30 protein-coding genes and 4 pseudogenes are annotated in these 26,886 nt (G+C 40.5%); 18 read left to right on the forward strand and 16 right to left on the reverse strand.

Annotation, left to right across the window (positions count from 1 at the left end):
- On the forward strand, positions 1–193 hold a 193-nt coding region (locus tag AC0L6R_RS07850; RefSeq protein WP_473270682.1), incomplete at its 5' end, for a potassium channel family protein.
- 115 nt (positions 194–308) lie between these two features.
- Positions 309–1,764: pseudogene (locus AC0L6R_RS07855) on the forward strand (S10 family peptidase).
- A gap of 323 nt (positions 1,765–2,087) precedes the next feature.
- Here the strand turns inward: AC0L6R_RS07855 and AC0L6R_RS07860 are convergent.
- On the reverse strand, positions 2,088–2,309 hold the full coding sequence (locus AC0L6R_RS07860) for a hypothetical protein (RefSeq protein ID WP_473270683.1): 222 nt from the start codon (positions 2,307–2,309) through the stop codon (positions 2,088–2,090).
- Between the two features lie 5 nt (positions 2,310–2,314).
- Complete coding sequence (locus AC0L6R_RS07865; RefSeq protein ID WP_473270684.1) at positions 2,315–2,800, reverse strand: glutamate--tRNA ligase family protein; 486 nt, start codon at positions 2,798–2,800, stop codon at positions 2,315–2,317.
- A 132-nt stretch (positions 2,801–2,932) separates the two neighbouring features.
- On the opposite strand from AC0L6R_RS07865, the gene AC0L6R_RS07870 reads away from it, so the two are divergent.
- Positions 2,933–3,217, forward strand: coding sequence for a carboxypeptidase-like regulatory domain-containing protein (locus AC0L6R_RS07870; RefSeq protein WP_473270686.1), 285 nt, complete (start codon positions 2,933–2,935; stop codon positions 3,215–3,217).
- A gap of 237 nt (positions 3,218–3,454) precedes the next feature.
- Positions 3,455–3,670, forward strand: coding sequence for a hypothetical protein (locus AC0L6R_RS07875; RefSeq protein WP_473270687.1), 216 nt, complete (start codon positions 3,455–3,457; stop codon positions 3,668–3,670).
- A 65-nt stretch (positions 3,671–3,735) separates the two neighbouring features.
- On the opposite strand, the gene AC0L6R_RS07880 is transcribed toward AC0L6R_RS07875, so the two are convergent.
- Positions 3,736–3,942: a hypothetical protein gene (locus AC0L6R_RS07880; RefSeq protein ID WP_473270688.1), complete on the reverse strand. Its 207-nt coding sequence runs from the start codon at positions 3,940–3,942 to the stop codon at positions 3,736–3,738.
- The gene (locus AC0L6R_RS07885) at positions 3,923–4,243 is read right to left on the reverse strand and encodes a hypothetical protein (protein ID WP_473270689.1); all 321 of its coding nucleotides are present in this window, start codon (positions 4,241–4,243) and stop codon (positions 3,923–3,925) included. The genes AC0L6R_RS07880 and AC0L6R_RS07885 overlap by 20 nt, the downstream gene beginning before the upstream one ends.
- 404 nt (positions 4,244–4,647) lie before the next feature.
- On the opposite strand from AC0L6R_RS07885, the gene AC0L6R_RS07890 reads away from it, so the two are divergent.
- Genes AC0L6R_RS07890 through AC0L6R_RS07900 form a run of 3 tightly spaced genes read left to right on the forward strand, consistent with a single transcriptional unit; the run spans position 4,648 to position 5,528 of the window.
- A complete protein-coding gene (locus tag AC0L6R_RS07890) occupies positions 4,648–4,875 on the forward strand; it encodes a M48 family metalloprotease (protein ID WP_473270690.1) in 228 nt (75 codons plus the stop codon).
- Between the two features lie 20 nt (positions 4,876–4,895).
- Positions 4,896–5,180, forward strand: coding sequence for a M48 family metalloprotease (locus AC0L6R_RS07895; RefSeq protein ID WP_473270691.1), 285 nt, complete (start codon positions 4,896–4,898; stop codon positions 5,178–5,180).
- 48 nt (positions 5,181–5,228) lie between these two features.
- A complete protein-coding gene (locus tag AC0L6R_RS07900) occupies positions 5,229–5,528 on the forward strand; it encodes a hypothetical protein (RefSeq protein WP_473270692.1) in 300 nt (99 codons plus the stop codon).
- A 99-nt stretch (positions 5,529–5,627) separates the two neighbouring features.
- Here AC0L6R_RS07900 and AC0L6R_RS07905 read toward each other — a convergent pair.
- A pseudogene (locus AC0L6R_RS07905) lies at positions 5,628–6,432 on the reverse strand (exonuclease domain-containing protein).
- A gap of 2 nt (positions 6,433–6,434) precedes the next feature.
- Positions 6,435–7,797 (reverse strand): annotated as a pseudogene (locus AC0L6R_RS07910) (UDP-N-acetylmuramate--L-alanine ligase).
- A gap of 283 nt (positions 7,798–8,080) precedes the next feature.
- On the opposite strand from AC0L6R_RS07910, the gene AC0L6R_RS07915 reads away from it, so the two are divergent.
- From AC0L6R_RS07915 to AC0L6R_RS07940, 6 genes are all read left to right on the forward strand, one after another.
- Positions 8,081–8,794 carry a replicative DNA helicase gene (locus AC0L6R_RS07915; protein WP_473270693.1) on the forward strand — a complete coding sequence of 238 codons (714 nt, stop codon included), beginning with the start codon at positions 8,081–8,083 and terminating at the stop codon, positions 8,792–8,794.
- Positions 8,795–8,851: 57 nt separating this feature from the next.
- Positions 8,852–9,055, forward strand: a complete 204-nt coding sequence (locus tag AC0L6R_RS07920; RefSeq protein WP_473270694.1) for a DnaB-like helicase C-terminal domain-containing protein — start codon at positions 8,852–8,854, stop codon at positions 9,053–9,055.
- Between the two features lie 73 nt (positions 9,056–9,128).
- The gene (locus AC0L6R_RS07925; RefSeq protein ID WP_473270695.1) at positions 9,129–9,713 is read left to right on the forward strand and encodes a DnaB-like helicase C-terminal domain-containing protein; all 585 of its coding nucleotides are present in this window, start codon (positions 9,129–9,131) and stop codon (positions 9,711–9,713) included.
- 121 nt (positions 9,714–9,834) lie between these two features.
- Positions 9,835–10,347: an alcohol dehydrogenase catalytic domain-containing protein gene (locus AC0L6R_RS07930; RefSeq protein ID WP_473270697.1), complete on the forward strand. Its 513-nt coding sequence runs from the start codon at positions 9,835–9,837 to the stop codon at positions 10,345–10,347.
- Between the two features lie 169 nt (positions 10,348–10,516).
- Positions 10,517–10,765 carry a hypothetical protein gene (locus AC0L6R_RS07935; protein WP_473270698.1) on the forward strand — a complete coding sequence of 83 codons (249 nt, stop codon included), beginning with the start codon at positions 10,517–10,519 and terminating at the stop codon, positions 10,763–10,765.
- Complete coding sequence (locus AC0L6R_RS07940) at positions 10,704–10,835, forward strand: zinc-binding dehydrogenase (protein WP_473270792.1); 132 nt, start codon at positions 10,704–10,706, stop codon at positions 10,833–10,835. Before AC0L6R_RS07935 ends, AC0L6R_RS07940 begins: the two co-directional genes overlap by 62 nt.
- Here the strand turns inward: AC0L6R_RS07940 and AC0L6R_RS07945 are convergent.
- The 3 genes from AC0L6R_RS07945 to AC0L6R_RS07955 all read right to left on the reverse strand — a co-directional run bounded on the left by AC0L6R_RS07945 (position 10,832) and on the right by AC0L6R_RS07955 (position 11,763).
- Positions 10,832–10,963: a hypothetical protein gene (locus AC0L6R_RS07945; protein WP_473270699.1), complete on the reverse strand. Its 132-nt coding sequence runs from the start codon at positions 10,961–10,963 to the stop codon at positions 10,832–10,834. The two genes, AC0L6R_RS07940 and AC0L6R_RS07945, sit on opposite strands and share 4 nt — an antisense overlap.
- 22 nt (positions 10,964–10,985) lie before the next feature.
- Entirely contained in the window at positions 10,986–11,318 is a 333-nt protein-coding gene (locus tag AC0L6R_RS07950; protein ID WP_473270700.1) for a hypothetical protein, read from the reverse strand.
- 112 nt (positions 11,319–11,430) lie between these two features.
- A complete protein-coding gene (locus AC0L6R_RS07955; protein WP_473270701.1) occupies positions 11,431–11,763 on the reverse strand; it encodes a tetratricopeptide repeat protein in 333 nt (110 codons plus the stop codon).
- Between the two features lie 74 nt (positions 11,764–11,837).
- Between AC0L6R_RS07955 and AC0L6R_RS07960 the strand changes: the two genes are divergently transcribed.
- The 4 genes and pseudogenes from AC0L6R_RS07960 (at position 11,838) to AC0L6R_RS07975 (ending at position 15,750) form a co-directional block, all read left to right on the forward strand.
- Positions 11,838–12,575, forward strand: a complete 738-nt coding sequence (locus AC0L6R_RS07960; protein ID WP_283411087.1) for an electron transfer flavoprotein subunit beta/FixA family protein — start codon at positions 11,838–11,840, stop codon at positions 12,573–12,575.
- A gap of 34 nt (positions 12,576–12,609) precedes the next feature.
- A complete protein-coding gene (locus AC0L6R_RS07965; RefSeq protein ID WP_283411086.1) occupies positions 12,610–13,578 on the forward strand; it encodes an electron transfer flavoprotein subunit alpha/FixB family protein in 969 nt (322 codons plus the stop codon).
- A gap of 6 nt (positions 13,579–13,584) precedes the next feature.
- Positions 13,585–14,181, forward strand: coding sequence for a bifunctional nuclease family protein (locus AC0L6R_RS07970; RefSeq protein ID WP_339864975.1), 597 nt, complete (start codon positions 13,585–13,587; stop codon positions 14,179–14,181).
- Positions 14,182–14,462: 281 nt separating this feature from the next.
- Positions 14,463–15,750: pseudogene (locus AC0L6R_RS07975) on the forward strand (NupC/NupG family nucleoside CNT transporter).
- 1,508 nt (positions 15,751–17,258) lie between these two features.
- On the opposite strand, the gene AC0L6R_RS07980 reads toward AC0L6R_RS07975, so the two are convergent.
- From AC0L6R_RS07980 to AC0L6R_RS08010, 7 genes are all read right to left on the reverse strand, one after another.
- The gene (locus tag AC0L6R_RS07980) at positions 17,259–18,731 is read right to left on the reverse strand and encodes a M28 family peptidase (protein ID WP_473270703.1); all 1,473 of its coding nucleotides are present in this window, start codon (positions 18,729–18,731) and stop codon (positions 17,259–17,261) included.
- 53 nt (positions 18,732–18,784) lie between these two features.
- A complete protein-coding gene (locus AC0L6R_RS07985) occupies positions 18,785–19,492 on the reverse strand; it encodes a pseudouridine synthase (RefSeq protein ID WP_473270704.1) in 708 nt (235 codons plus the stop codon).
- Positions 19,493–19,681: 189 nt separating this feature from the next.
- On the reverse strand, positions 19,682–20,896 hold the full coding sequence (mnmA, locus tag AC0L6R_RS07990; protein ID WP_473270705.1) for a tRNA 2-thiouridine(34) synthase MnmA: 1,215 nt from the start codon (positions 20,894–20,896) through the stop codon (positions 19,682–19,684).
- A gap of 235 nt (positions 20,897–21,131) precedes the next feature.
- Positions 21,132–21,434, reverse strand: a complete 303-nt coding sequence (locus tag AC0L6R_RS07995; RefSeq protein WP_473270707.1) for a hypothetical protein — start codon at positions 21,432–21,434, stop codon at positions 21,132–21,134.
- A 28-nt stretch (positions 21,435–21,462) separates the two neighbouring features.
- Positions 21,463–21,894 (reverse strand): serine hydrolase domain-containing protein, encoded by a 432-nt coding sequence (locus tag AC0L6R_RS08000; RefSeq protein ID WP_473270708.1) that lies wholly within the window; start codon positions 21,892–21,894, stop codon positions 21,463–21,465.
- A gap of 7 nt (positions 21,895–21,901) precedes the next feature.
- The gene (locus AC0L6R_RS08005; protein WP_473270709.1) at positions 21,902–22,411 is read right to left on the reverse strand and encodes a serine hydrolase domain-containing protein; all 510 of its coding nucleotides are present in this window, start codon (positions 22,409–22,411) and stop codon (positions 21,902–21,904) included.
- A gap of 194 nt (positions 22,412–22,605) precedes the next feature.
- A complete protein-coding gene (locus AC0L6R_RS08010) occupies positions 22,606–23,403 on the reverse strand; it encodes an ROK family protein (RefSeq protein WP_473270710.1) in 798 nt (265 codons plus the stop codon).
- Between the two features lie 125 nt (positions 23,404–23,528).
- Between AC0L6R_RS08010 and AC0L6R_RS08015 the strand changes: the two genes are divergently transcribed.
- Positions 23,529–26,873, forward strand: a complete 3,345-nt coding sequence (locus AC0L6R_RS08015) for a transglutaminase family protein (protein WP_473270711.1) — start codon at positions 23,529–23,531, stop codon at positions 26,871–26,873.
- Positions 26,874–26,886: the final 13 nt, after the last annotated feature.

Consider the following 26,886-nt stretch of genomic DNA (forward strand, 5'->3'; position numbering starts at 1 on the left):
GCACCTAGAAGGAATCGACAAGGATTTCGCCCTATATATTTATTTCAGTTTAGTATCCCTGACTACCGTAGGTTTTGGAGATATATACCCAATTCAGGTGATGTCAAAAATGCTTTCAGTATTCCTTTCTACCATAGGGATTTTGTATCCAGCCGTAGTAATTGCCAGACTTGTTTCGGCTAGTAAGGCTTAATTAAATATGCCCATTTATGTAATTTTTTTCAGGAATGCCTTTACAATTTGTAGTTTCAAAATCGAATATTTATACCCCATACTTTATGAGAAGATTTAGTTTAACATTAATTTTTATGGCCTTGCTTTCTGTTGTTTTTGCGCGAGCAGGAGCGGCATATAGAAATTGAGTCAGCAGTAGTTACTACCCATGAGACTACAATTAAAGGGAAGAAGGTTCCTTACAAAGCAACAGCTGGAACCCAACCTGTTTGGAATGAGAAAGGCAAGCCTATTGCATCTTTGTTCTATACCTTTTATGAGCGTACAGACGTATCGGATAAGACTACTCGACCGCTTGTTATTTCTTTCAATGGCGGCCGAGGATCGGCTTCTATCTGGATGCATATTGCTTACACTGGCCCAGTTGTCCTGAATATTGATGATGAGGGCTATCCACTTCAGCCATACGGCACCAAGTCAAATCCTCATTCTATTCTTGATGTAGCTGATATCGTGTATGTAGATCCTGTGAATACGGGGTATTCCAGAATTGTTGATGAAGAAGTAGATCGCTCTACTTTCTTTGGGATAAACTCTGACATCCGCTATTTGGCTGATTGGGTAAACACATTTGTAACCCGTCAGAATCGCTGGGCTTCGCCAAAGTATTTGATCGGAGAAAGCTATGGCACTACCCGTGTGGCAGGTCTTGTAGCACAGCTACAAAATTCACATTGGATGTATTTCAATGGTGTTATTATGGTTTCTCCTACAGAGTTAGGAATCGAGCGAGGAGCACCAATTCATACTTCTAACTACCTTCCTTATTATGCAGCGACCGCTTGGTATCATAAAGCCTTGGATGCATCTCTTCAGAGCCAGGATTTGGGAGATTTCCTCCCAGAAGTGGAAGCCTTTACCATCAATGAATTAATACCAGCTGTAGTGAAAGGAGGAATGTTGACAGCCTCCGAGCGAGATGCGATTGCTACCAAGTATGCATTGTACTCTGGTTTGAAAAAGGATGTAGTACTCGAACACAACCTTTTGATTCCTACCAATTTTTTCTGGAAGGAATTGCTTAGAGACAAAGGCATGACAATAGGCAGATTAGATAGTAGATATAAGGGCTTTGACAATGCAGGAACAGGTTCTAGACCTGATTTCGATCCAGCTTTGTCATCCTGGTAATCATGCTTTTGCTCCATCTTTCCAGATTTATGTGAGAGAGAATCTCAATTACAAAACAGATTTGACCTACAATCTTTTTCGGCCCTGTTCACCCTTGGAATCGCTCGAATGAAAATACGGGATATGATTTAGCAGATGGCGATGCGTCAAAACCCTTACTTACATGTCATGACTCAGTCAGGTTATTATGACGGAGGTACCGATTATTTCAATGCAAAATACAACCATTGGCAAATGGATCCATCAGGTAGATTGGCAGACAGACTTTCGTGGAAAGGCTATAGAAGTGGGCATATGATGTACCTAAGAGCTGAGGATTTGGAGACCTCCAATGAGGATATTCGCCAGTTTATCAAGAAATCAATGGTAGCGCCAGATATGCCAGCAAAGTATGATTAAGCGGGAACACAGATGATGGAAGCCCGAAGTAGATTCGCTGGTTGCGGTTTAGAATTCTGCAGTGCTTTTATCACTTTACTCTTGATGTAATTAATTCGATTAGTCAATAAGAAAGCCGAAGACATCTTCGGCTTTCTTTTTTCATCAATCTGTCTAGATTACTAAATGTTTTTTGAATGATTCAAAATCAATCGAAGGTTCTTGGGAGCCTATCATCTCACCTAAAATCTGGTATATATCAGATGGCTTTTTTCCTTCTTTCCTTAGAAACTGAATCGAAGTGGCGCCTTCTGATTTGGAGAGCTTTTTCTTTTTAGGTCCTTTCAAAAGTTGGTGCATGGTGAAAGGTTGCTTCCTGAAAGGAGAGTGAGATCGAGTCCGTTGGCAACTATTTGTTGGTCTAAAGTCGAGCCTAGCAAATCATTTCCTCTTACGATCAGATCCACTCCATATGTCACATCATCAACCGCAGAAGTTAATTGATATGATGGAAGTTTGTCTTTCTTTGTCACAATAAAAAATGGCTGAATCTTCCGGAAGTACATAGGATTTATCCCCTTCGAAATAGGTTTTTGATTTTGATAAAATCGGTATCGAAAGTATCCATTCTCCAGCAAGTTTCAGCTCGCTCCAATGGTATATTTCGGACTTGGCAATGACCTAAATAATAACCGGAAGAATCTAGTTGTTGAATCTTCTTACGGGTACAGTCACAGGCAAAGACCAATTTTCTTTCACGGATCTTATCCAACGCTTCTAAGTAATTGTTCATTCTATGAATCTGAGACCACTCTTGCTCAAATTCCTGAACGGTTTTTGGCCCCACATCATAGCTGATTTCCATGAAATCCAGCGTGTCAAAAATATCCTGCACGTACTCGGTTCTATATCGCTCTCGATCCAGGCCATTAATTCTTAGAAGAATCTTAGCTCCGGTTTCTTCAGCCAAGGCCTTTGTCACCAAAAACGAATAAAGATTTCCCAGATGCAAATATCCACTGGGAGTAGGGGCAAATCGTGTAAGCTTGAAATTCATTTGGCGAAATTAAATAGAATAGAGCAAAGAATGTGTAGATGCACTTTTCCAGTAATTTTTGATTTTACTCTTAAGCTTCTTTAACTTCCATATATTCATTAGCTACCAAAAGCCTTTCTATTTTTGGCCTTTATGAAATTCAGATTCCTAGTCGTTTTATATTTTGCCTTCCTCCCAGCTATTCTCGCGCAGAGAACTTATTCGGGAAATGTGCTGGATGCAACAGATAAAACATATTTAGAAGGAGTGAAAGTTGAAGTGCTAGGCACTCAAAGCTCTTCTATAACCAATATACGTGGATACTTCTCCGTGAAAGGAAACATTGGTGATACTTTGAAAATCTCCTTCCCTGGATTTATTGACCAAAGTTTTCCTTTGGGTGAAGAAACGCTTTTTAATACTTCAAATTCAGGATAGGGCACGGTTTCTCCCTACTTTTTGAGGTGAAATCTGAACCTTATGCTTTTAGGTTCAAGGATGGGAAATTAACTCTTATTGATCCTGATGAGGAGAAAGCCCCTTCTCTACAAAGGGTGGAATAAGTGCGGGATCTGTTGATTCTTCCGAATGGGGGAGTTGCAATTGCCGGGGTTTTGTCCTCATTTGACCAAACGGGCAAGACAAGAACGTGAATATCAGAAAAAACAAGAGTGGATGCGGAGGAGAGCCGGATATTATGCTGTAGTTGAATCAGATTCAATTCGTCAAAATCTCATGGTGAAATATCAGCTTGAGCGATCACAGTGGGATAGAATTATCATTCGATTCAATGAAGGAGATGCCTATCATGAATTTCTGGACTGGAGCAAAGACCGCGTTTACGCCACACTGAGTGAGTTTATTGATAGAGAAAGCCGCTGGATTAATTAATCTTTCTTTTGAGGGGAATTAAGTCCACCTAGAATCCGATGACAGGGTCTGTGGGCTCTTCATAATTAAGATTTCCTCTTAAATGACCAAGTCACATAAAATTTCGCTACTTCTTCCCCTTGTGGATTTTTACCGGAAGATATCATTGTCAACTTTCCCGTATCTTCTGGCTCTAAAGAGGCAAGAAGAGCGAATAATTCTTGTCCTTGTTCACATGTAAATGTGATTTTTTGATTCGCTTTTTTAAAGTATTCAGCCTTGAAATCTACCACAAGCATGGAATATTTTCCCAATCCGCTGATTGCCAATTGACATAATGCACCGGTACTGTAATTCTGCTGCCCCGGCCATTGCAGCAAAGTAAATAGAGTTAAAAGGATTCTGTGTTCTCCAAGTATAGGGGATGGTTACAGTGCACTTTTCTGCATCCAATTCCTTTATCCGAAACTTCCAAAAAATCGCTGACGGCAGTTTAATCAACATGCCAAACCAGAAATAAAATGGGTTGTTCATTTTTTTTTGATAGGCTAAAGCAGCGGGCTTTAATGAAGAATGGGTTTCTTTGTCGTTCATATTTCTTTAATCGAAAGCTTAAAGTAGTGAAAATTGTTTTCTGGTATTTAATTTGAATCTAGAGAAGAAAAAAACAACCACCATGAAAAAAATAGCAATAGTTTTTTGCGCTGGATTAATACTCTATTCCTGTGCAAAAGTGCCTTTAACAGGTAGGAATGCAACTCCTCGCAGTTGGATTTCTAACGAAGAGATTCCTACTCACTAGTAGATGAACAATACGATCAGGTATTAAAAGAAGATAAAGTCGTTACGAATACTGCTGACGGGCAAAAAGTTCTCAAAGTGGGGAAGCGTATGGCAGAGGCAGTGGAAAGCTACTTAGCTTCCCAAGGTTATCAAGAGCTAGCAAACTCATTCGAATGGGAATTTAATTTGCTCCAAAGTGATCAAGTTAATGCGTGGTGTATGCAGGAGGTAAAGTGGCATTTTACACGGGAATAATGCCGCTAACTCAATCTGAAACGGGTATTGCAGTTGTGATGGGGCATGAAATTGCTCACGCAGTGGCATGCTCATTAGCAGAGCGTATGTCTAATGGTATGGTTGCTAATTTAGGCGTGAGTGTGTTGTCAAGTGCAATTGGGCAAAATCGTTCAAATCGTTCAGACAATATTTATTACAGTCTGTAGGAATTGGCGGTGAATTGGGGATGTTAAGTTTCTCAAGAAAACATGAGCTAGAAGCTGATGAATTAGGATTGACTTTTATGGCTATCGCTGGATATGATCCCCGTGAGGCACCGATCTTCTGGGAAAGAATGCTAGCCAATGAAAATGGTCAAGCTCCACCTGAGTTCTATCTACTCACCCAGCATCACAGACAAGAATTGACAAGCTCAATAAACATATGCCTGAGGCATTGGAGTTTTTTTAGAAAGAGTAGACTCAAGAGATATTTCGATTTAAAAACGGGCTTAGGTCCGTTTTTTTTTTAGGTTACCTCAATTTAATAGAGTAGTTAAGTCAATTTAAACTATATAAAGATGAATAAGCCGGTCCTTGTTTTTTGTGTGCTGACCTTTGTATTAGCAGGATGTGACAAAGAAAAACTTACCCGTGTAGAGTACTCGTTGGATGAAATTCTTTTTGCTTGTGACAATAGTGACAAAGCTGATTTTGTTTGGCTCGACCAATTTGTAGCTAAGGCAGAAGTGCAACCTGAAGGCTATTACGCGGTAGAATTAATGAAATATAGTTCTTCGGTCTATATCCTGCTTCAGGATAATTTGAGCGCGAGTACCACCTGCAATTTACAATTGCAATGGAGATCTTGCATAAGCTGATTTAGGATTGACTTACAATGAGTTTATAGACCAATCTATCAAATTGAAAACGATCTATTCAAAGTAACAAAAAACCCGGAGGTGACTCCGGATTTTTTGTTATTGGTTAAATCCTCTCAGTTTGATCTGAGTAAGTTTTCGTTTCGTATCCAGTGGGAAATCACCGCGCATCATCCAATCGTAATATCCCGGCTGATCTTTCAGGACTTGGGTTACCGGAGTTCCTTTTTGCTTGCCGAAGTTGAAAACTTCCACACCCTCGTTATTGAATACAAATCTTCCGGCTAGATCTACCATTTTCTCATTGAGGAGATCGTCGAAGTTTCTTCATATGAGTTTCGATGACTCCCAATTTGTTGCCTTGCAGATCTTCCATTTCCTCACCTACGTAGCGCTCTATTTGGGCTTTGAATACGTCAAGTGTAGCCAAAGTATCAGCTTCGGCACTGTGTGCATTTTCAAGTGTTCTGCCACAGTAGAATTTGTAAGCTGCAGTCAGATTTCTTTTTTCCATCATGAAAAAGATCTTCTGCGCATCCAGAAGGTTTCTCTTATCTAAGTCAAACTCAATTCCAGCTCTCAGAAATTCTTCAACCAGAAGCGGGATATCATATTTTAGGACGTTAAAGCCTGCCAAATCGGACTGACCGATGAACTGATAGATCTCTCTAGCCAAATCCTTAAAGGTTTTTTCATCCTTCACATCCTTATCATAAATGCCATGGATGAGGGAGGATTCCAAAGGAATGGGAATAGTAGGATTGATCTTTTTGGTATAAGATTCCTGACCTCCATCAGGCTTCACTTTCACAATGGAAATCTCCACGATTCTGTCTGTAGAGATGTTGATTCCAGTAGCTTCCAGATCAAAAAATGCAACGGAATTCTTCAGGTTTAACTGCATGGTTATTTAAATTTAGCTTTAATCGGCTCCAGATCCATTTTGTCGTAGGATCCTGAACTCATCAAAAGTAGGTTGGAATTTGTATAGTCTTGCGCCAAAAGGAATTCTTTCAGGCTTTTGCTATCTGTAAATAATTTTAAATCTGGTCGCTGAAAGCCTTCTCTTAACGTGTTTTCATCAACTCTAGCTTTTTTCAAAGCTACACATGAGGATCAAGATACACAATTGCCAGAATCAGCAGCTTTTCCATTGATTTGGCATAATTTGGCAAAAACTCCTTGTTCAGAGGAATACGTATGTAATTCCTGTACAGCAATCAGTCTTCTTTCAGGGAGTTGAGTTTTTACGGGCAGGAATACGGTTGCTTCCAGTTTAGATGGTGCATGGGCAAAGTCCCGGAATAGACTTGAGCTAGCTGTTTCCATCAATAGTTCCTGACGTTTTTTGCCGCACCTTTAAAAGTCTGAATGCTTTCGTAGAACTCCTCCTTCGTCAATCCCAAGGCTAGGCAAATATCCATAGCACCTTGAAGGTTTTGCAGATTGTGCTTTCCAAAAATATCAATTGGAATTAAACCAATATCTGTTTCCAAAAAGGTCTTTCCATCTTTGATAATTGCTGGATGAGCCGTATAAGGAGTTTTCTTGGCTGAAATTGTGCTTTTCTGGGCAGAACTTCCTTCACCAAAGGATCAGCTTCGCAATAAATTAACTCCCCAGAATCAGGAGTCAGATTCATCAATTTACTAAACTGCTCTTTATACTCGTTGAAGTCAGGGAACACATTGTAATGATCCCAGGCAATCCCGCTCACCAAAGCAATGTCATGTTTGTAATGGAAGAACTTCGGCGTTCGGTCTAGTGGAGAGGTTCAGGTATTCATCACCTTCTATAATGATTACTGGCGCATCTGATAGTTTTACCATCAAATCAAAACCTTCGATCTGGGCACCAACCAAGTAATCAAAATCTACATTTTTGATTTTTCAGTACGTGCAAAATCACCGAAGTAATAGAGGTCTTTCCATGAGAGCCAGCTACGATGACCCGCTTTTTATTCTGGCTTTGATTGAAAATGAATTCTGGAAAAGAGTATACAGGAATTCCCAATTCTTGGGCTTTTACTAGCTCAGGGTTATCTATGCGAGCATGCATGCCTAAAATTATGCCCTCTAAATCAGCAGTGATTTTCTCGGGAAACCAGCCATATTCAGCAGGTAAAATGCCGGCTTTTTCTAATCGTGTACGTGAAGGTTCATAGATTTCATCATCTGAACCAGTGACCTGATAGCCTGTTTGAACCAGAGCTAAGGCTAAGATTGTGCATCACTGCTCCACCGACGGCTATAAAGTGATATTTATTCATTGGGTCCAGTAGAAGATGGGAATTACACTCCAAACTTAAAAATAATTATTGGCAGCTTGGGGGCATAGCAATTCTAATTCAAAAGATTTTATTTGGTTATTGAATTTTGACGGGTTAATTAAAAAGATTTTGGGTTTATTTCCAATGAATGCAACTACCTGAGAGTCTGAATTAATCTCTATTAATCGGAAATGAGGCGGGATTTCTGGAATAAATAATAGGTTGATTTTCTCTTCGAGGCTTGGTTATTGAGGAGTTTAAATGTTGATAACTCTGGCAGAAGTTGTTCAAAACTCTTGCCTTTTTCACAATACATTTGTTCTATGACCGAGAAAAGCAGCAATCCCCAGTATACACCAGAAATAAGCCAACTCATCAAAATTCTTCTATGCTAGGGAAAGTTCCGCCGCAAGCCATTGATCTTGAGGAGGCTGTACTTGGTGCGCTGATGCTGGAGAAAGATGCGTTGACCAATGTGATTGATATTTTGAAGGTTGAGAGTTTCTACAAAGACTCTCATCAGGTTATTTTTCAGGCAATTCTCGATCTGTTTACAGAAAGCCAGCCTATAGATTTGCTAACAGTTACTTCTCAGCTTCGCAAAAGTGGCACCTTGGAGATTGCCGGAGGCGCTTTTTATGTGACTGAACTGACCTCCAAAGTAGCTTCTGCTGCCAATATTGAATACCACGCAAGGATTATCACAGAGCAATCTATCAAGCGTGAAATGATCCGAATCGCTTCTGATATTCAAAAAGATGCTTACGAGGAGACTACGGATGTTTTTGAGTTACTGGATAAAATGGAGCAAAATCTTTTTGAGATATCTGAAAAGAATATCCGGAAAAATTACTCCGACATGAAGTCCATCATGCGCGAGGCGATTATAGAGCTGGAAGCCAGAAAAGGACAAAAAGATGGTCTGACGGGTGTTCCTTCTGGTTTGACGGCCTTCAGAATCGTGTTACTTCTGGTTGGCAAAAATCAGATTTGGTAATTATTGCAGCTCGACCTGCGATGGGTAAAACGGCCTTCGTACTTTCAGTTTCAAGAAATGCAGCAGTGGATCACAGTCAGCCCTGTAGCTATTTTCTCCCTGGAGATGTCCTCTGTTCAGTTGGTGAATCGTCTTATTTCATCTGAAGCACTGAATTGGACTCTGAAAAAATCAAAAAAGGAACACTTGCAGACCATGAGTGGGCAACAATTGGTTCACAAGACTGCCAAGCTTTCCCAAAGCGCCACTTTTCGTAGATGATACGCCTGCACTATCTATACTTGAGCTTCGTGCAAAATGTAGAAAACTATGAAAAGCTCAGCACGATATTCAGATGATTGTAATTGATTACTTGCAACTGATGTCTGGTGACTCCAAAAGTGGCGGAGGAGGTAACCGAGAGCAGGAAATTCCGAGTATTTCCCGAGCCCTGAAGAAAATCGCTAAGGAGCTTGAGGTTCCAGTAATTGCACTTTCACAGCTATCCAGAGCGGTGGAAACCAGAGGTGGAGATAAAAGACCACAGCTTTCGGATTTGAGGGAATCGGGAGCCATCGAGCAGGATGCCGATATGGTTATGTTCCTTTACCGTCCTGAATATTATGGGATCACCGAGGATGAAGATGGGAATTCCACTCAGGGAGTTGGAGAAGTAATTATCGCCAAGCACAGAAACGGTTCTTTGGATACAGTAAGATTGAGGTTTATCGGTAGATACACTAAGTTTCAGGACTTGGATGGGTTTGGTAATATGCAAGATCCACAAGGTGGAAATGCTGTTTACAGACCTACATTTGCTGCTCAATCGAGTGGGATTTCTGAGTTTGACTCTGGGAATACGATTAAGCTTCAAAGCAAGGCAAACAGTGATGATGGTGAAGATCTTTTAAATAGAAATAACTCAGAAGATGCATTTTAATACCATATAAAATCGAGTACGACGAGAAAGACATACAGACTGGGGTGGTTATAATTGCGAGATTCTCCCGAAGAAAAATCGGGACAGGCTGTCTGACCTCTTAAAAACATATTATAATCCTATGAAAGCACTAACTCTAAATAGCTCTCAATCATCAAAACTATTACTGACCGAAGTTCAGACCAGAAATTTGCTTCCTGGAGAAGCACGGGTGCTGATTAAAGCTGCTGCGTTAAATCACCGGGATGAATGGTGTAGGCAAGGTTTATATCCAAACCTAAGAGATGGTGTAATTCTAGGTTCGGATGGAGCTGGAATAGTGAGTGAGATAGGAGAGGGTGTTGATTATGAGCTTTTACAGAAAGAAGTAATTATTAATCCAGCGTTAAATTGGGGTGATAATCAAAAAGTCCAAAGTGCTTCTTTTGAGATTTTGGGTATGCCAAGAAATGGGACTTTGGCTGAATCTATAATTGTTCCCGTAGATCGACTTTACTCCAAACCAGCTCATTTGACATGGGAAGAAGCCGCGGCTTTGCCACTTGCAGGATTAACAGCATTCAGGCACTTACCTGCCAAGGTGAGATTCAGCCCCGAGAGAACTTATTGGTTACTGGGTTTGGTGGAGGAGTAGCTCAGTTTGCAGTAGAGTTTGGAATGGCTCTTGGCGCGAATGTGTCCACAAGCAGTAGCAGTCCTGAGAAACTAGAGAAAGCTAAAGCTTTGGGTGTTTCAAATACCTTTTAATTATTTGGATCACAATTGGATAACAAAAGCTGAATGAAGATACCGATGGCTTTGATTTGATCATAGATGGAGCTGTAGGCGATACGTTAAATCATCTGATTCAAGTTGCAAAAGCAGGTGGGAAAATTGTTTTTTACGGAGCTACTCTAGGCAATCCTACTAAGTTGGAAGCTCGAAAAATCTTTTGGAACCAGCTCAAAATTATGGGAACCCCGATGGGTTCAAGATGTGGACTTTATGAATATGGTTTCATTTGTCAACGAGAAAAAAATACAACCAATCATAGATCAGGTTTTCAAGTTTGATCAAGCTGAAGAGGCTTTTGATCGGATGCGAGATGGGAAGCAAATGGGTAAAATCGTTTTGATTCCTTAAATCTCCACGTAGGTTTCGCCGAATTCCTTTTTGGCTATTCTATAGATTTCGTCCTTATCAAGTGGGACTACTAGCATATCGCCGGGTTTTGCGATCATGCTGTCCTTCCAAGGCCCTTGGAACTTCAATGGTTTGCTTACTCCTAAATCTTTAAAATGCGCCTTCACTCACTATTATGCCTAAGATTTCTCCTTTAGGCTGGTAGCATCCCCATCCTTGTTCTAAGGCTTGTATTATAGTGTATTTTTTCTCAAAAGTTTCTGCTTTTACTAAATACAGCTCATTGACACTTGTTTGATTTTCCACCAGCCAATCGCCCACCCCAGCAATATTTCGAGTTTCTTCCCCGTCAGATGTTTTGGTAATTACCAACTGACCCGGTTTGGCTTTTTTAGCTCGAATCAAACTCTTCTTTTTGTAGCGCTTACCGCTTTTTTCTAAAATTGGAAGAAAATGAGCCAGCATTTCTTGTTGGGTGATCATGGAATAGAGGGGTTATTTTTTTGCATATAGGTCATATAAAACTAAGAATAACAAATTAAGTATTGCTTACTTTTAAGATGATTTTAGTACTATTTTTTAATTTTCAGAAATCTTAATCCAAGTCATTTTCAAAGAGAAAATTTTGGTAAGCATTCTGCAATTCCTGCTGAGCCTTCAAATTTTTTTGCTCCGCGCAAAGCACAATTCCTTTCTCAAAAATCAGTTTAGACTGCTCTAAATCACCCATTTCTGCATATAAATGGGCAGCTGGAAAGTAAGTAGCAAGGTAAGTTGGGTGTTCAGCAAGTAACTTTGCGAAGAGATTGTGGGCTTCTTCCGGATTCGATTCACGGAATTCAATTGCCAAAGCATACCAGTTGAATGGATTCTCAGGTTCTTCTTCGGTAAATTGTCTTAGTAACTGTATCCTGTCCAGATTGCTCATCAATAGTTTTTTTAATTAAGTGCTTACTGTTATTTTCACGAGAAATAAATCTAAAATAATCTAATTCTAAACCAATGAAGATTCTTGTTTGTATCACCCACGTACCTGATACTACCTCCAAGATTCAGTTTACGGCCGACAATACCAAGTTTGATTCTACGGGAGTTCAATATATTATTGGCCCTTACGATGATTATGCCTTGGCTCGTGCTGTTGAATTGAGAGATCAAGCGAGTGGAAAGTTAACAGTTTTGAATGTAGGAGAAGCGGATTCTGATCCGACTTTAAGAAAAGCCTTAGCAATAGGGGCTGATGAAGCGATTAGAGTAAACTCTGCTCCGAAAGATTCTTATTTCGTAGCGCAGCAAATTGCACATTACGCCAAAGAAGGAGCATATGATTTGATATTGATGGGCAGAGAATCCATTGATTTCAACGGAGGAATGGTTCATGGCATGGTAGGAGAGTTGTTGGGTATTCCTTCATTTTCGCCAGTGATGAAACTAGATGTCGATGGTTCTACCGTGAAAATGGCCAGAGAAATTGAAGGTGGTAAGGAAATGTTGGAAGCAAGCCTTCCGCTGATTGCTGGCTGTCAAGAGCCTATCGCAGAGTGGAAAATCCCAAATATGCGTGGGATCATGTCTGCTAGAACTAAGCCTTTGAATGTAGTGGAGCCAGTATCTCAGGAGACTCAAGCTGAAGCAAGCAAGTACGAGCTGCCACCTGCCAAGGGAGCTGTGAAATTGGTCGATAAAGACAATGTAGCAGAGCTTGTCAGGCTTTTGAAAAATGAAGCGAAAGTGCTTTAATGAAACCCAATAACTTGTTATAAATTAGGATATTATGTCAATTTTAGTATATATAGAACAAGCTGAAGGAAAAGTAAAAAAGACGAGTCTTGAGGCTGTCTCTTTTGCCAATGCTTTAGCGGCACAAACTGGAGAAGGAGATGTGGTAGCAGTAGCTCTTGGCACCATCGGTAACGAAGAGCTTGCAGCAGTAGGTAAAGCTGGTGCGGCTAAAGTGATGCACGGTGCAGAAAGTAAGTTGGATGCTGGAGTGATACAGGCGCATGCTTCTGCAGTAGCTCAGGCCTACAATCTCATAGGAGCGAAAACCTTGGTCTTAGCTAAATCATCACTGGGAGATGCTGTTGCAGCAAGACTTGCAATTAAACTTAAAGCAGGCTTGGTATCCAACGTGGTAGAATTACCAAAAACTGATGGGGGATATGTGGTGAAAAGAAGTATTTATACAGGAAAGGCTTTTGCAGAAACATCTGTGACGACTGAAAATAAAATCCTTGCAATCAAGAAGAATGCAATTGATTTGAAACAGGATGGAGCAGATGCTCAAGTTGAGACTTTTGATGTGGCTCTGGAAGACGCTGATTTTGCTTCTAAAATCACATCTACTGAACGAGCTACGGGCGACGTATTACTTCCAGAAGCAGATATTGTGGTATCAGGAGGTAGAGGTTTGAAAGGTCCAGAAAACTGGGGAATGGTAGAAGAAATGGCAAAGATTCTTGGTGCAGCAACTGCCTGTTCGAAGCCTGTTTCTGATTTGGAATGGAGACCTCACCATGAGCACGTAGGGCAAACTGGTGTAAAAGTCGCTCCAACTTTGTACATAGCGATAGGAATTTCAGGAGCTATTCAACATCTTGCAGGAGTAAATTCTTCAAAGTGTATTGTTGTCATTAATAAGGATCCTGATGCTCCTTTTTTCAAAGCTGCGGATTACGGAATCGTAGGCGATGCTTTTGAGGTTGTGCCAAAATTAAACGAAGCATTTAAAGCTGAATTATAAATTTTTGTGGAAAAACTCATAGAACTTGAGATTTTAGGACTTTCGTCCAATCATTCCCAATCCGGGTCATTTACCTTGGTGTTAGGGGAAGTTGGTGGAGCTAGACGTTTGCCGATCGTGATCGGTATGTTTGAAGCTCAGGCGATCGCCTTAGAAATCGAAAAGATTGTTCCAAATCGTCCCATGACGCATGATTTATTTAAGTCATTTGCATCTGGGTTCAATTTCGATATTGAAAGGATCGTAATAACTGACATGAAAGAAGGTGTCTATTATGCTAAGATACAGTGTAAAGGAGACAAAATTGAGACAGATGTAGATGCTAGACCTTCTGATGCCATAGCGATTGCGATACGATTTGGAAGTCCTGTATTTTGTACTGAAAAGGCTATGTCCGAAGGGGCAGTTGAGCATTATGAAGTCGAAAGTAAGGACGAGAAAAAGGAGCCAAAACCTTCCACTCAAAAGTTCGCAACTAAAAAAGAGCCTTCACTGAAAGATTTCAGCTTAGATAAGCTCAACCAGATGCTTGATAAAGCGATAAACAATGAGGACTATGAGCGAGCTGCTCGTATTCGGGATGAAATCAACAAGAGAAACTAATTCCATAATGGCCCGAGCTAGCTCGGGCTTTTTTTTTGACTTGCAGTATTCGCAACGGATTGCGCAAAGAGCACAGTTATTCTGCTTCTCCAGAAGCCGGACATTAAGCAAAGTTAGGTACCCATAACTTATTTATCTAATATTGAAAGGTAGCGAAATGTGAACTGCGACTGATCACTATTTTCCCCCTAATTTTCAATTTATAGCTTAACCTCGTAATGCAGGATTGTTTTATGATCCTGTGTTCCTTATTTTTAGGCCTTATCTGCAATAATTACTGAATGGATTACTTAAGAGGGGTCTTTGGACTGGCCGTCATCGTTTTGGTGGCTTTTATTTTTTCAAGCAATAGAAAGAAAATCGACTGGAGATTAGTTGGAACCGGAATTTTGCTACAACTGGTTTTTGGCTTTTTGATTACCCAAGTTCCTGTTGTGGAAAGTGCTTTTGCGATGGTTAGCCGTGGGTTTGTAAAGTTTCTAAGCTTTAGTCGTGACGGGGCAGCATTTATTTTTGGGGACTTAGCTGGAGATAGCTATGGTTTCATTTTCGCTTTTCAGGTTCTTCCCACCATCATTTTCTTCTCCACTGTTTCTGCTGGATTGTATTACTTAGGAATACTTCAGAAAGTAGTTTTCGGAATAGCTTGGGTAATGGCTAGAACTATGAGGCTTTCTGGACCTGAAAGTTTGTCCGCTGCAGGAAATATCTTTCTAGGGCAAACAGAAGCTCCTTTGTTAGTTCGTCCATTTATCCCTCAAATGAGTAAATCTGAATTGATGTGCTTAATGACAGGGGGAATGGCGACTATTGCAGGTGGAGTTTTGGCTGGTTATGTGGCCTTTCTAGGCGGTGACAGCTTAGAGGAGCAAAGTAGATTCGCAGCTTATCTTTTAGGTGCAAGTATCATGAACGCTCCAGCGGCGATTGTGATGTCCAAGATGTTTATTCCAGAGGTAGAAAAGGAAAGAGTGCAGGATAAGCTTGAGGTAAACGAAGAAGCGATGGGTGTAAATTTGATTGATGCCATGTCGATTGGCGCTTCTGAGGGTCTTAAACTTGCGTTGAATGTGGGAGCAATGCTTTTGGCATTTATCGCAGTGATCGCAGCTGTCAATTATTTGTTGATGGGAATTTTAGGTGATGTTACAGGATTAAATGAGTTTGTAGTAAGAACCACTGGAGGCCAGTTTCAGGGGTTTTCTTTGGAATATCTTTTTGGTCAGGTCTTCCGAGTATTTGCTTGGGTGATAGGAGTAGAGTGGGCAGATACGCTTACAAGTAGGGAGTTTACTAGGGCAAAAAACTGTGATCAATGAATTTGTTGCTTACCTCAGCCTTTCTGATATGAAGGAGATGGGTAGCTTGAGCGCCAAGTCAATAGTCATCGCTACTTATGCGCTGTGCGGATTCTCTAACTTTAGCTCTATAGCAATTCAGTTAGGTGGAATCGCCATCATCGCTCCAAATCAACAAGCAAATATTAGCCGATTAGGACTTAAATCGCTGCTTGCTGCTTCGCTTGCTTGCCTGATGACGGCTACGATTGCGGGTATGCTGTTTGGGTAGATAAATAAAATTAGACTCAAGTATCAAGACGCAAGACTTTAGAATCTAGAATCATGATATGAGACAAGATGATTTATTGTGGAAGTGAAGTTTTGATATAACAATGCTTGCGATCTTTGTTATGAATGCTATAGTGCAGATGGGATGAGTCTTCAAATATACCTGTAACACAAAACAAACTTGTCAGTATATGAGGAATTTGATAATGTGTTTACTTATTTTTCTTATGTGTAGCTGTAATGGTAGAACAGTACACTTTTATTCCTTGGACAAATCACAATGTGTTACCGTTATTGACAGAGGTGATATTAGGTATGTTGTCAATGGTAAACATAAAAAGATTCCTAATTCAGATTATATTAAACTTGATATGAGTAATACAGATCGAATAATGAGGGACTTCCGTATCTGTTGGAAAAATGAGCTTTATCAATGGAAAGTAGTAGTTAACAACGCTAGAGTTGCTGAGTCCAAAATAGACGAGAGTCGTTTTGTTTTTAGTTTCCGAATTACCTATTGATGATAGAGGAATACCAACAGAAATCGAGTTCAGACAGGATTATTGTGCAGTGTTTTCATTTTACTTAATGAAGTTATCGCCCGAACGAGGCGCAATAGTAGAAGTATTATGAGAACAAATAATTCATTAATCGTATTCCTAAATGTCGTATTGGTTGTTTTAGGAATTGGTATCTTATTCTTTGCAGCTTTGATTTGGATGGGTAGGACTAAAGATGATTTTGATGAGTTGGTTAACAATTCGTATTGGACATTTTTCACGAATAGATTGATTTTTAATTTGATAAATGGACTTGTGATCCTTGCAATGGTTGGACTTATTAACTATATAATTAAAAAATATTTTAAAATTAGAATACAGATCAGGAGAATACTGTTGATAGATTTTATAATATTTACTAGTTTCTCAATTGTCTTCATAGCTTTTATGCTTAATAGATAATAATGCTTTTGAAGTTTTCGTCATGATTAATAATTCTGAGTTAAGGTTATAAATTTAACAGAGGACATTAGCGTATCGCTTGAGTGAGATTTTACATAATCTATTTTTCACTTGATTATTTGAAATAAAAGAGGTTAAAAATGAGATGCGTTTACATTTCATTACATATAGCATTTCTTACCGATCGTGCCTTTAGCACTCGTGCGCACCTAATTTCTTGACCAAACCCCGAATTTCGCTTCGCTGTATTCGGGGCTTTTATTGTAATTGCCTTTGGCAATTTCTCGGAATCTGAATTAGTTGAAAGTGGAATGATATTACTGGGAAAGTATGATGAGTATTGGGCTGAAGGCACAACCTGTAAAAGCCCAGAATGAAATTCTGGGTTTATAAATTATCCAAAGATTCTCCTGAGTGCCAAAGGAACGAACCGTAAAACAGTCTATAATCCATAAAAAGAGGCGATAAATTGAATCCATCAGGATCCAACTTACCACCTCTCACTCTTTTATCTCTTACAGAAATTACAACTTACAAGCAAAAGGACTTACTTATCCCCGTATAGCTTTTTACCTGCTTCCTCGTACTTATCACCTGCAACCCACATTGGTTGGTTTTCGGCGTTGGCGATATTTTGCGCAGCAAGGATAAATGATTTCCAATAAAGCGTCACATAATCCAAATCCATGGAATCCACATGGTCACCAGCTTTGTGATAGTATTTGTTGATCTCATCATCAAAAGCTGTGAACCCAAGGCTGAAAGTAGGAGCAGGGATCCCTTCTTTGGCGAAATTTACGTTATCTGATCGGTCGTAAAGTCCTTGCTCTGGAGCTGGATCTGCGATGGCATTCAAACCAAAATCTGCAACAGCCTCAGAAACTAAGTCATCTGCGGTAGTTCTGCCCAATCCGATCACAGTAATTACTGAGGTATCATTGTAGCCCGCACCGTCAATGTTGAGATTGTAAATGATTTTATCCAAAGGAATCAATGGGTTTGATGCAAAATATGCTGAGCCTAAAAGCCCTTTTTCCTCTGCAGTCCACAGTGCTAAAAGGATAGATCTTTTTGGAGGGTTTTTAGCAAAGAATTTAGCTGCATTCATCACAGCTACCGTACCTACAGCATTATCACGAGTACCGTTGTAGATGGAATCGCCACTTGCATCTGGTGTTCCAATTCCAACGTGATCGTAATGCGCAGATAGCATTACGAATTCATCCTTCAGCGTTTTGTCTGATCCTTCAATCCAGGCGAGTACATTTTTACCTTCCACAGGAGTATTTTTCTTGCCTTCTACTAAAAGATTTGCCTCAACTTTTCCTGCAGTCAATTGATTTTTAAGCGTGTTTTTCACATCCTCGATCCAGATGTATGGCATTTTGCTTGATTCGCCATTATCTATTACCATCTGACTACGATTGAGGTAATTGACAATCAATGGCCAAGGAATAGATGGAATATTGAAGCGCTCAATGACGCCAATCGCCCCAGCAGCTTCGGCAAGTTTAGCTTTCTCGCTACCTAAGGCAAACAAATCAGCGGGACTCATACGATCTGGAGCGCCTACATTGGTCAGTAGGATTTTGCCTTTCAGGTCTTTCCCCTCCAAATCATCAGCAAGTCCAAAACCAACGTCCACTAACTCGTATTTCCCGGAAATCGCATCACCATTGATGACAAGCATGTTTTTACCTTGGGAATAAACCGAATCTTTCAATTTGATTTCACCTTTACTTGGAGGAGAAGACATCATGAAAGGAATATTTTGAAAGTAGCCATCTGCGCCTGGAACTGGTTTCGCGCCTGCATCTTGCAACTGCATTGATATATAATTGTAGGCCATTGCCATTTCTGGTGCCGCTGGGTCTCTTCCTTTCAATTCATCTGATGCTAGATAAGTGAGGTCAGCTATTGCAGCTGTTTCATTGAATTTTTTATCAATTTTCTTCTTTTGCGCTTCTGCCGCAAAAGTCACTGATAGTAAAAGGCTTATTCCTAACAGGGGTTTTTTCATATGTTTGATCGATTTATGTTCTAAAGTAATTGAATTTGGGGAAAAGCTGACTTTTAACCCTCTAAATCAAGTTCTGACAAACCGAGAATGCTCAAGGTTTCATGGAAATGAAGAGGAAGTGAAGCTTCAATAGACACTTTTTGGCTAGAATTAGGGTGAATGAATTCAAGTCTTTTAGCATGTAATAGCAGATTCACCATTCCAAATTGCTTCTCGAAAAACTGGTTTTGCTTATTGTCACCATGTTTTTTATCCCCCAAAATATAATGCCTCAGGTGAGCTAAATGACGACGGATCTGATGCGTGCGCCCAGTTTCAGGTTTTAGTTCCAGTAAGCTATAGCGACTAGTCGGATATCTACCTGTTGTATCAAATGGGATTTCCGCTTCAGCAATTACTTTATATTGGGTTTGCGCTTCCTGCAGTTTATTGGCGCGCTCGCTGGTCAACGGATGATCTATCAGGTCTGATTTGATTCCAGGAATTCCCCGGACAATAGCCAAGTAGGTTTTTTGGACTGATCGATTTGAAAATTGCTCTTTAAGTAATGGCAATATTTCTTCTTTCTTAGAGAAAAGCAAAACTCCACTGGTCGGCCTATCCAAGCGATGTGCTGGAGATACATGTTGACCTATCTGATCACGTAGCATTTGTAAAGCAAATACCGTTTCCTCCGCTGCGATGGAAGTTCGGTGAACGAGCAAACCCGAAGGTTTATTGATGGCAATAAGGTATTCGTCTTCAAAGAGTATTTCTAACACAGGGGAATTTAAAATGAATGAATGAAGAATTTAAAATAATGGCTATCTGAATGTAATGATTGAGGTTCAGGTTTAGCTATTCCCCCTTTTAAAGGGGGTTAGGGGGATTTTTTTTAGTTAAAAAGAGGCTAATGAACTGAACTTAAGGTCTCACATTTCATTAGCCTCGTAAATCTTAAATCTTAAATCTTAAAATATCGTCCCTGATCCAATACTTTCCTCTCCATCATACCAAGCTACAAACTGGCCAGAAGCTACTCCTTTTTGAGGTTGATCAAAGATGACATAGAGGCCATTTTCTTTTTGAATCAAGGTGGCTCCACTTAGCGGTTGACGATAGCGAATGCGAGCATCATACCTTCTGGACTCACCAACGTTTAGTTTCAAGTCCTCGCGGATCCAGTGGATATCTTCAGTCTTCACAAATAAACCATCACGAAGTAAACCAGGGTGGGTTTCTCCTAACCCTGTATAAATCACATTTTCTTGCGTGTCCGTAGAAATCACAAACAAAGGCTTTCCTGTCCCACCGACGTGTAGCCCTTTTCTTTGGCCAACAGTGAAATAGTGGGCACCGTTATGCTCACCCAAAACTTTTCCTTGATCTTGAGAATAGTAAGTTGGAAGAGAAATCGCATCCAAGGTCTCCTGATCGTAGTCTTCTGGAGCAATTCCAGCAGGAATTAGTTGATTTTGATAGATTGCCAAGTCTTCCGGAATTTGTATGATCTTACCTTTTTTAGGTTTCAGTTGTTGCTGAAGGAAATCTGGCAAGCGGACTTTTCCGATAAAGCAAAGTCCCTGACTGTCCTTTTTATCGGCAGTGATCAAGTCCATTTCTTTGGCTTTTGCCCGGACATCAGGCTTCTGCATGTGTCCAATAGGGAAGAGTGCTTTGGCTAACTGACTTTGGTTCAATTGGCACAGAAAATAACTCTGATCCTTATTGGGATCGGCTCCTGCAAGCAGCTGATAGGCTGTTTTTCCATCAGCTCCTATGGTTTCGCCTTTCTGGCAATAGTGACCAGTAGCCACGAAATCAGCCTTAAGCTTTTCGGCAGCTTTTAGAAAAATATCGAATTTGATTTCTCTGTTGCAAAGAATATCAGGATTGGGAGTTCTGCCGGCTTTGTATTCGGCAAACATATAATCCACGATTCTATCCTTGTATTCTTCACTGAGATCTATGGCTTGAAATGGAATTCCCAGCTTTTCTGCCACTAGCATTGCGTCGGTGGAATCTTCCATCCATGGACATTCATTGGAAATTGTGACAGATTCATCGTGCCAGTTCTTCATGAACATCCCGATGACTTCGTAGCCTTGCTCGATGAGTAGGTGAGCGGCGACGGAACTATCGACCCCTCCGGAGAGGCCGACTACTACTCTTGGTCTTGTCTTCATGCGCTGTAATAAGTAATGGATTCAAGGTCCATTAGGTTACAATGAGTGTAGAACAACATTTAATTAGAAAATGGTTCTGCTTCGCGCAAAGTTAAGGGAAATCTACTGTTCTCTGATTTGTTTAAAGTACTCAAACAAAAAAGTCGTTCGTGATGATACGAACGACGGCAAGAGAAATGTAATGAGCAAAGATTTTATAACGATCCTGATGACTTTAACGGTGGGTTAGCTGATTTTAATTAGAGACGCTAGGCTGATATTTGCCATATACAGCATCTTTAAACTTCTTATGAAGCTTGATCTGATCGTAAGGAAAAAGCTGGACGAACAGGACAGCTGTGATTTCATTCACTGGATCCACCCAGAACAGTGTACTGGCAGCCCCATCCCAAAAGAATTCACCAACCGTCCCATTAATCTCCGCGGCACTTTTTGGCGGTGCAACTCGTACTGCGAAGTCAATTCCAAACCCCACATTCCCCTTGCTTGGAAGCCAGGATCTTTCGGTAACTGAATCAGGAAGTTGATTGGTGCTCATTAGTTCTACCGTTTCTGGATTGAGGATTCTAGCTCCCCCAAATTCTCCTTTGCGGAACCAACATTCTGGCAAAAGTCATGTAATCATCCAAAGTAGAAGTAAATCCAAATCCACCTGGAGTAAGAGGCCATTCATTTATATTGAATTTATGGGCTTCCTCATTTGGCATTTGCTCCAGCTGACCTTCACCGGTTCTTCTATAGGAAGCAGACATTCTTGCTCTGTCCGATTCAGGAACGAAATATCTTGTGTCATTCAATTTAAGTGGATCTAGCACATGTTCCTGCACATACTGCTTGTATGGGACTCCTGAGATTCTTTCTACCAAAAAAGCTTGAACATCTACGGATTGACCATATTCCCATTGAGTTCCTGGCTGGAACCAAAGCGGAATTTCACCGATTCTTTCGGCCATTTCGTTCAAATCGATCTCAAAACTTCTTGGGTCTTTTTCTGCCAAAATCTCACTAGAAACCAGGAATATCAGCTCGGTTTGGAAAGCCTGCGGTATGTCGGGTGATGTCACGAATAGTAACCGGTCTGTCAGCATCTACGAGTTTGATGTTTCCATTTATACCTACTCCATCATACACTTTCATATCAGCAAACTCAGGTGCGTACTTTGAAAGCGGATCATCCAACTGGAATTTACCTTCTTCGTAAAGCGTCATTAGTGCCGTGCCAGTGATCGGCTTAGTCATGGAATAGATCTGCACAATCGTATTTCTATCCATTTTCACCTGATTTTCCCGATCCGCATAGCCAAATGCATTGTAATAAACCTCCTGGCCTTTTTCAAAAATCAAGGCAGAGACTCCGGCTAGATTCCCGCTTTCTACGAAGCTGGATAGGGTAGAGTCAATTCTTGCCCGGACCTGCTCATTTACTAGGAGAGTTTCAGTGGTGTTTTCTGAATTCTTTTTCTCACAACTTGAAAAAATTAAGATCGCAAAGGCATAGAGGAATAGATGTTTCATAGGTTTGGATTTTGGGATTAGGTAATTGATTGTTTAAATCCAATCAGATAGAAAAATACGAAAAAACAAACGGCAGACGAAACAGTAATTAATAGCTGTTGATTTTGCTCAGGCTGATAAAAACACGTTTATCCAAGGAGTGAGAATGTAAGGCGGTGCGCTTTCATACTGCGATTATGAGTTAAGTCAAAATCTTACAACTTAAAATCCTCTTCCCAGAACTTGAAACCGCCTTTGAAGGCATTTTCATTTGTACCCAATCTACATCCCTCAGGAATTGTCGTTAATAATTTTGAATTTCCCCCGCCTAATAATACGTCATCAGGTTGAAATGCTGCTCTGAAATATTCCACGGTTTTTAGCACGTTTTTCTCCCATCGTTTAGATCCGCTCTTCGTCAGATACTCCTTTCCAACATATTCTTCGAAGGTCTTTTTCTTGAAAGGAAGATGCCCGCCTTCTAAGGGTAATATCGTATTGTGAATGACCATGGCGGTGCCTAATCCAGTTCCGAAGCCTAAGAAGAGTAACTTTTTACCTTCGTAGCTACCAAGAGCCTGCATGGCTGCATCATTTATAAATTTAATAGGGCAGTTAAATGCAGCCTGAAAGTCAAATTTATTCCAGCCCTCTCCAAGGTTTACTGGATCGGATACTATTCTGTTTTCTTTGACTACTCCCGGGAAACCCATTGTGATCCTGTCGTATTCCCATTCTGAAGCGTTTTCTTTAACCAGTTCCACCATTTGTTCAGGAGAAAAATCGGAGCCTGAAGGAATTTTTATGCGTTCTGCAGCACCTGTTGCAAGTATTTTGACATTAGAACCGCCAATATCAATGACAAGAGTTTTCGGGTTGTTTTTTTCATCCACTGAAACTAAATATAAATGTTTACTTACCGAAGAAGAAATTGATTCAATTCTGAATTTTTGATAAGAATTAGCATTTTGATAAAACAAATTAAATATTGGACTGATTTGATTTTTCTTCAATCAAATGCTGTGATCTCTCAATTCTTACTTTAAATTACAAGTAATACCAGCGCCCAGATAACCCAAATCATTTTTGACCACGTCATGATTTGAATCTTTTTGAAACAGCATATTAAACCTATCCTATGTCTATCAAAGTTGCCATTCGGCATTATACCAAGTACGAATACGAAAAGAATATAAGTTTGGGGCCTCAGGTGATCCGTTTGCGACCTGCTCCACACTCACGCACACATATCAAAGGTTATTCTTTGAACATCAAACCAGAAAATCACTTTATCAATTGGCAGCAGGATCCTTTTGGCAATTACTTGGCTAGGATTGTTTTTCCTGAAAAGGTCAAATATTTTGAAATTGATGTGGAAGTAATCGCTGATATGGTGGTGATAAATCCCTTTGATTTTTTTGTGGAAGATTATGCTGATAAGTTTCCATTTGAGTACGATGAGAGTGTAAAGAAGCAGCTGGGCCCATATTTGGAGATCAAAGAATCGGACCCGCTTTTGATGAAATTGGTAGATAGGGCCAAAGCTTTGATGACTAAGGATATCATCACGGTGGATTATCTGGTAGCGATCAACACTATGATCAATCAGGAATTGCGCTATAATGTGCGAATGGAGCCAGGTGTGCAATCTTGTGAAGAATCATTGACTTTGGGATCAGGCTCTTGCCGTGATTTTGCATGGTTATTTGTACAGGTTTTGCGACACGTGGGATTGGCATCAAGATTTGCTTCTGGTTACTTAGTTCAGTTGAAATCAGATGAGAAATCATTGGATGGTCCATCTGGTCCGGAAGAGGATTTTACCGATTTACACGCTTGGACGGAAGTTTATGTACCGGGAGCTGGCTGGATAGGATTGGATTCCACTTCTGGATTGTTTGCAGGGGAGGGGCATATACCATTGGCTTGTACACCAAGTCCTCAGGATGCAGCACCTATTACAGGCATGGCTGAACCTGCGGAGACTGAGTTTTTCTTCAAAAATGAAGTGACTCGAATAGAAGAAACACCTCGGGTGACTAAACCTTATTCTGAAGAGCAGTGGCAAAAAATACTGTCAGTAGGAGATAAGGTGGATGAGGATTTAGAAGCAAATGACGTGCGGCTGACCATGGGAGGTGAGCCTACTTTTGTGTCTGTAGATAATCAGGATGCTCCTGAATGGAATACAGACGCTGATGGCGAGCACAAGCGGAGTTTATCCAATATACTTTTTCACAAGCTAAAAGGAGAGTTTGGTAACGGAGCTTTGATGCAATATGGTCAAGGAAAATGGTATCCCGGAGAGCCTTTGCCTAGGTGGAAATTAGCTTGTTTCTGGCGAAAGGATGGTATTCCGATGTGGAAAAATGATGCGTTGATGGCTGATTTGTCGAAGGATTACAAGCTGACCCACAAAAAGTCAAAGACTTTCATCAATAATCTGGTCAAAGAACTAAATGTAGATCCGCTCAATATTACTCCTTTATACGAAGACCCTTTTTACTTTATCTGGCAGGAGGGAAAAGTCCCTGTGAATATCAACCCTGCAAAATATAACCTCAAATCTTCTTTGGAGCGGCAAAAGTTAGCCAAGCTTCTCAAAAAAGGATTGGGAAAGCCTGTGGGCTATTCGATTCCATTGGAGTGGGAATATGATCAAAATAGATGGCAAAGTTGTCGCTGGAAATTCCGTTCTAAAGAACTTTATCTAAGTACAGGGAATTCTCCTGCAGGTTTGAGATTGCCCTTGGACTCCATTGAACATACGGACCCAAAAGATGAGCCAATCAAGCCACAGAATGATTTGTTTGCTGAAGTCGGTGCACTTCCTTCCAAAACACGTTCTAAAGCGGCCAAACTTAAGCCTATCAATTCCAAGCGGATTTTCAAGACGACTTTGGTGGCGGAAGTTAGAGAGGGAAAACTTTTCGTATTCTTACCTCCTGTATCTTACTTAGAGCATTACCTGGATTTGGTAAATGCGATAGAAAGGGCCGCCCAAAAGCTCAAAGTTCCTATTCTAATCGAAGGATACGATCCTCCTTCGGATAAGCGTATAGAAAAAATGATGATTACTCCAGATCCTGGGGTAATTGAAGTGAATGTACAGCCTGCAAAAAGCTGGAAAGAGGTGACACATAATTACGAAGTGCTTTATGAAAAAGCCCGTGAATCCCGTCTCATTTCTGAAAAATTCAATGTAGATGGAAAGCATACCGGCACAGGTGGGGGAAATCACATTACGCTTGGAGGTTCCTCGCCTGAAAACAGTCCTTTGCTGAGAAGGCCTGATGTGTTGAAGAGTTTTATCACGTATTGGCAACATCACCCTGCGTTATCCTATTTATTTTCTACTCAATTTATTGGCCCAACTAGTCAGGCTCCAAGAGTAGATGAAGGACGAGATGATATGCTTTACGAGTTGGAATTGGCTTTCCAGCAAGTTCCCAATGGTACTGAAAATGAGATCCCATTCTGGATGGTAGATCGGATTTTCAGAAACCTGCTGGTTGATATTACCGGAAATACACATCGAGCTGAGTTTTGCATTGACAAGCTTTATTCTCCCGATTCCAGTAGTGGTCGCTTGGGTATTTTGGAATTCAGAGGCTTTGATATGCCGCCGCATTATCGGATGAGCATGGTGCAGTTGCTGTTAATCCGGGCCTTGATGAGCTGGTTTTGGAAACAGCCATACGATCACAAACTCGTGCGATGGGGGACTTCATTGCATGACAAATTCTTGCTTCCACACTATTGTGAAAAGGACATGCTGGAAGTGGTCAATGATCTAAAAGGGGCTGGTTATGATTTTGATATTGCTTGGTTTGACCCATTCTTCTCCTTCCGTTTTCCTTTTATTGGAGAGCTTCAATCGGATGATATTCATATAGATATGAAGATGGCGATCGAGCCTTGGCATGTGTTGGGAGAGGAGATGTCGAGCTCCGGAACAGCTCGATATGTAGATTCTTCATTGGAAAGGTTACAAGTCAAAATCACAGGCTTGACTGATTCCAGATATCATTTGCTTTGTAATGGATATAGAATTCCACTGAAAAATACGGGAGTGCAAGGCGAGTTTGTAGCGGGAATCCGCTATCGGGCTTGGCAGCCTTTTTCTGCGTTGCACCCTACAATAGGGATTGATACTCCATTAGTGATTGACTTGTATGATACTTGGACAAAGAAATCTGTGGCAGCCTGCCAGTATCATGTAGTGCATCCAGGAGGTAGGAGTTATGATAATTTCCCGATTAACAGCAACGAGGCTGAAGCGCGGAGAATTTCCCGATTCTTTGATTTTGGCCATACAATTACGCCTACACCAAATGAAGCAAAGACTGCTGTACAAGAAGACCATAAATCGGGTCGTTACATTACTAAATCAGAAGGCCAAAGACACTATGAAGCGACTGCTGAGATTATTAATCCTGAATTTCCCTATACTATGGATCTCAGGCGGTATAAAAAACGATAATTGTTTATTATTT

The organism is Algoriphagus sp. 10J20-15 (assembly GCF_055809615.1).

Coding starts and splice junctions, on each gene's coding strand:
- AC0L6R_RS07860 (WP_473270683.1), bottom strand. CDS start 2,309: ATGTACTTCCGGAAGATTCAGCCATTTTTTATTGTGACAAAGAAAGAC.
- AC0L6R_RS07865 (WP_473270684.1), bottom strand. CDS start 2,800: ATGAATTTCAAGCTTACACGATTTGCCCCTACTCCCAGTGGATATTTG.
- AC0L6R_RS07870 (WP_473270686.1), top strand. CDS start 2,933: ATGAAATTCAGATTCCTAGTCGTTTTATATTTTGCCTTCCTCCCAGCT.
- AC0L6R_RS07875 (WP_473270687.1), top strand. CDS start 3,455: ATGCGGAGGAGAGCCGGATATTATGCTGTAGTTGAATCAGATTCAATT.
- AC0L6R_RS07885 (WP_473270689.1), bottom strand. CDS start 4,243: ATGAACGACAAAGAAACCCATTCTTCATTAAAGCCCGCTGCTTTAGCC.
- AC0L6R_RS07895 (WP_473270691.1), top strand. CDS start 4,896: ATGTTAAGTTTCTCAAGAAAACATGAGCTAGAAGCTGATGAATTAGGA.
- AC0L6R_RS07900 (WP_473270692.1), top strand. CDS start 5,229: ATGAATAAGCCGGTCCTTGTTTTTTGTGTGCTGACCTTTGTATTAGCA.
- AC0L6R_RS07920 (WP_473270694.1), top strand. CDS start 8,852: ATGCAGCAGTGGATCACAGTCAGCCCTGTAGCTATTTTCTCCCTGGAG.
- AC0L6R_RS07925 (WP_473270695.1), top strand. CDS start 9,129: ATGATTGTAATTGATTACTTGCAACTGATGTCTGGTGACTCCAAAAGT.
- AC0L6R_RS07930 (WP_473270697.1), top strand. CDS start 9,835: ATGAAAGCACTAACTCTAAATAGCTCTCAATCATCAAAACTATTACTG.
- AC0L6R_RS07940 (WP_473270792.1), top strand. CDS start 10,704: ATGGTTTCATTTGTCAACGAGAAAAAAATACAACCAATCATAGATCAG.
- AC0L6R_RS07950 (WP_473270700.1), bottom strand. CDS start 11,318: ATGATCACCCAACAAGAAATGCTGGCTCATTTTCTTCCAATTTTAGAA.
- AC0L6R_RS07955 (WP_473270701.1), bottom strand. CDS start 11,763: ATGAGCAATCTGGACAGGATACAGTTACTAAGACAATTTACCGAAGAA.
- AC0L6R_RS07960 (WP_283411087.1), top strand. CDS start 11,838: ATGAAGATTCTTGTTTGTATCACCCACGTACCTGATACTACCTCCAAG.
- AC0L6R_RS07965 (WP_283411086.1), top strand. CDS start 12,610: ATGTCAATTTTAGTATATATAGAACAAGCTGAAGGAAAAGTAAAAAAG.
- AC0L6R_RS07980 (WP_473270703.1), bottom strand. CDS start 18,731: ATGAAAAAACCCCTGTTAGGAATAAGCCTTTTACTATCAGTGACTTTT.
- mnmA (WP_473270705.1), bottom strand. CDS start 20,896: ATGAAGACAAGACCAAGAGTAGTAGTCGGCCTCTCCGGAGGGGTCGAT.
- AC0L6R_RS07995 (WP_473270707.1), bottom strand. CDS start 21,434: ATGAGCACCAATCAACTTCCTGATTCAGTTACCGAAAGATCCTGGCTT.
- AC0L6R_RS08005 (WP_473270709.1), bottom strand. CDS start 22,411: ATGAAACATCTATTCCTCTATGCCTTTGCGATCTTAATTTTTTCAAGT.
- AC0L6R_RS08015 (WP_473270711.1), top strand. CDS start 23,529: ATGTCTATCAAAGTTGCCATTCGGCATTATACCAAGTACGAATACGAA.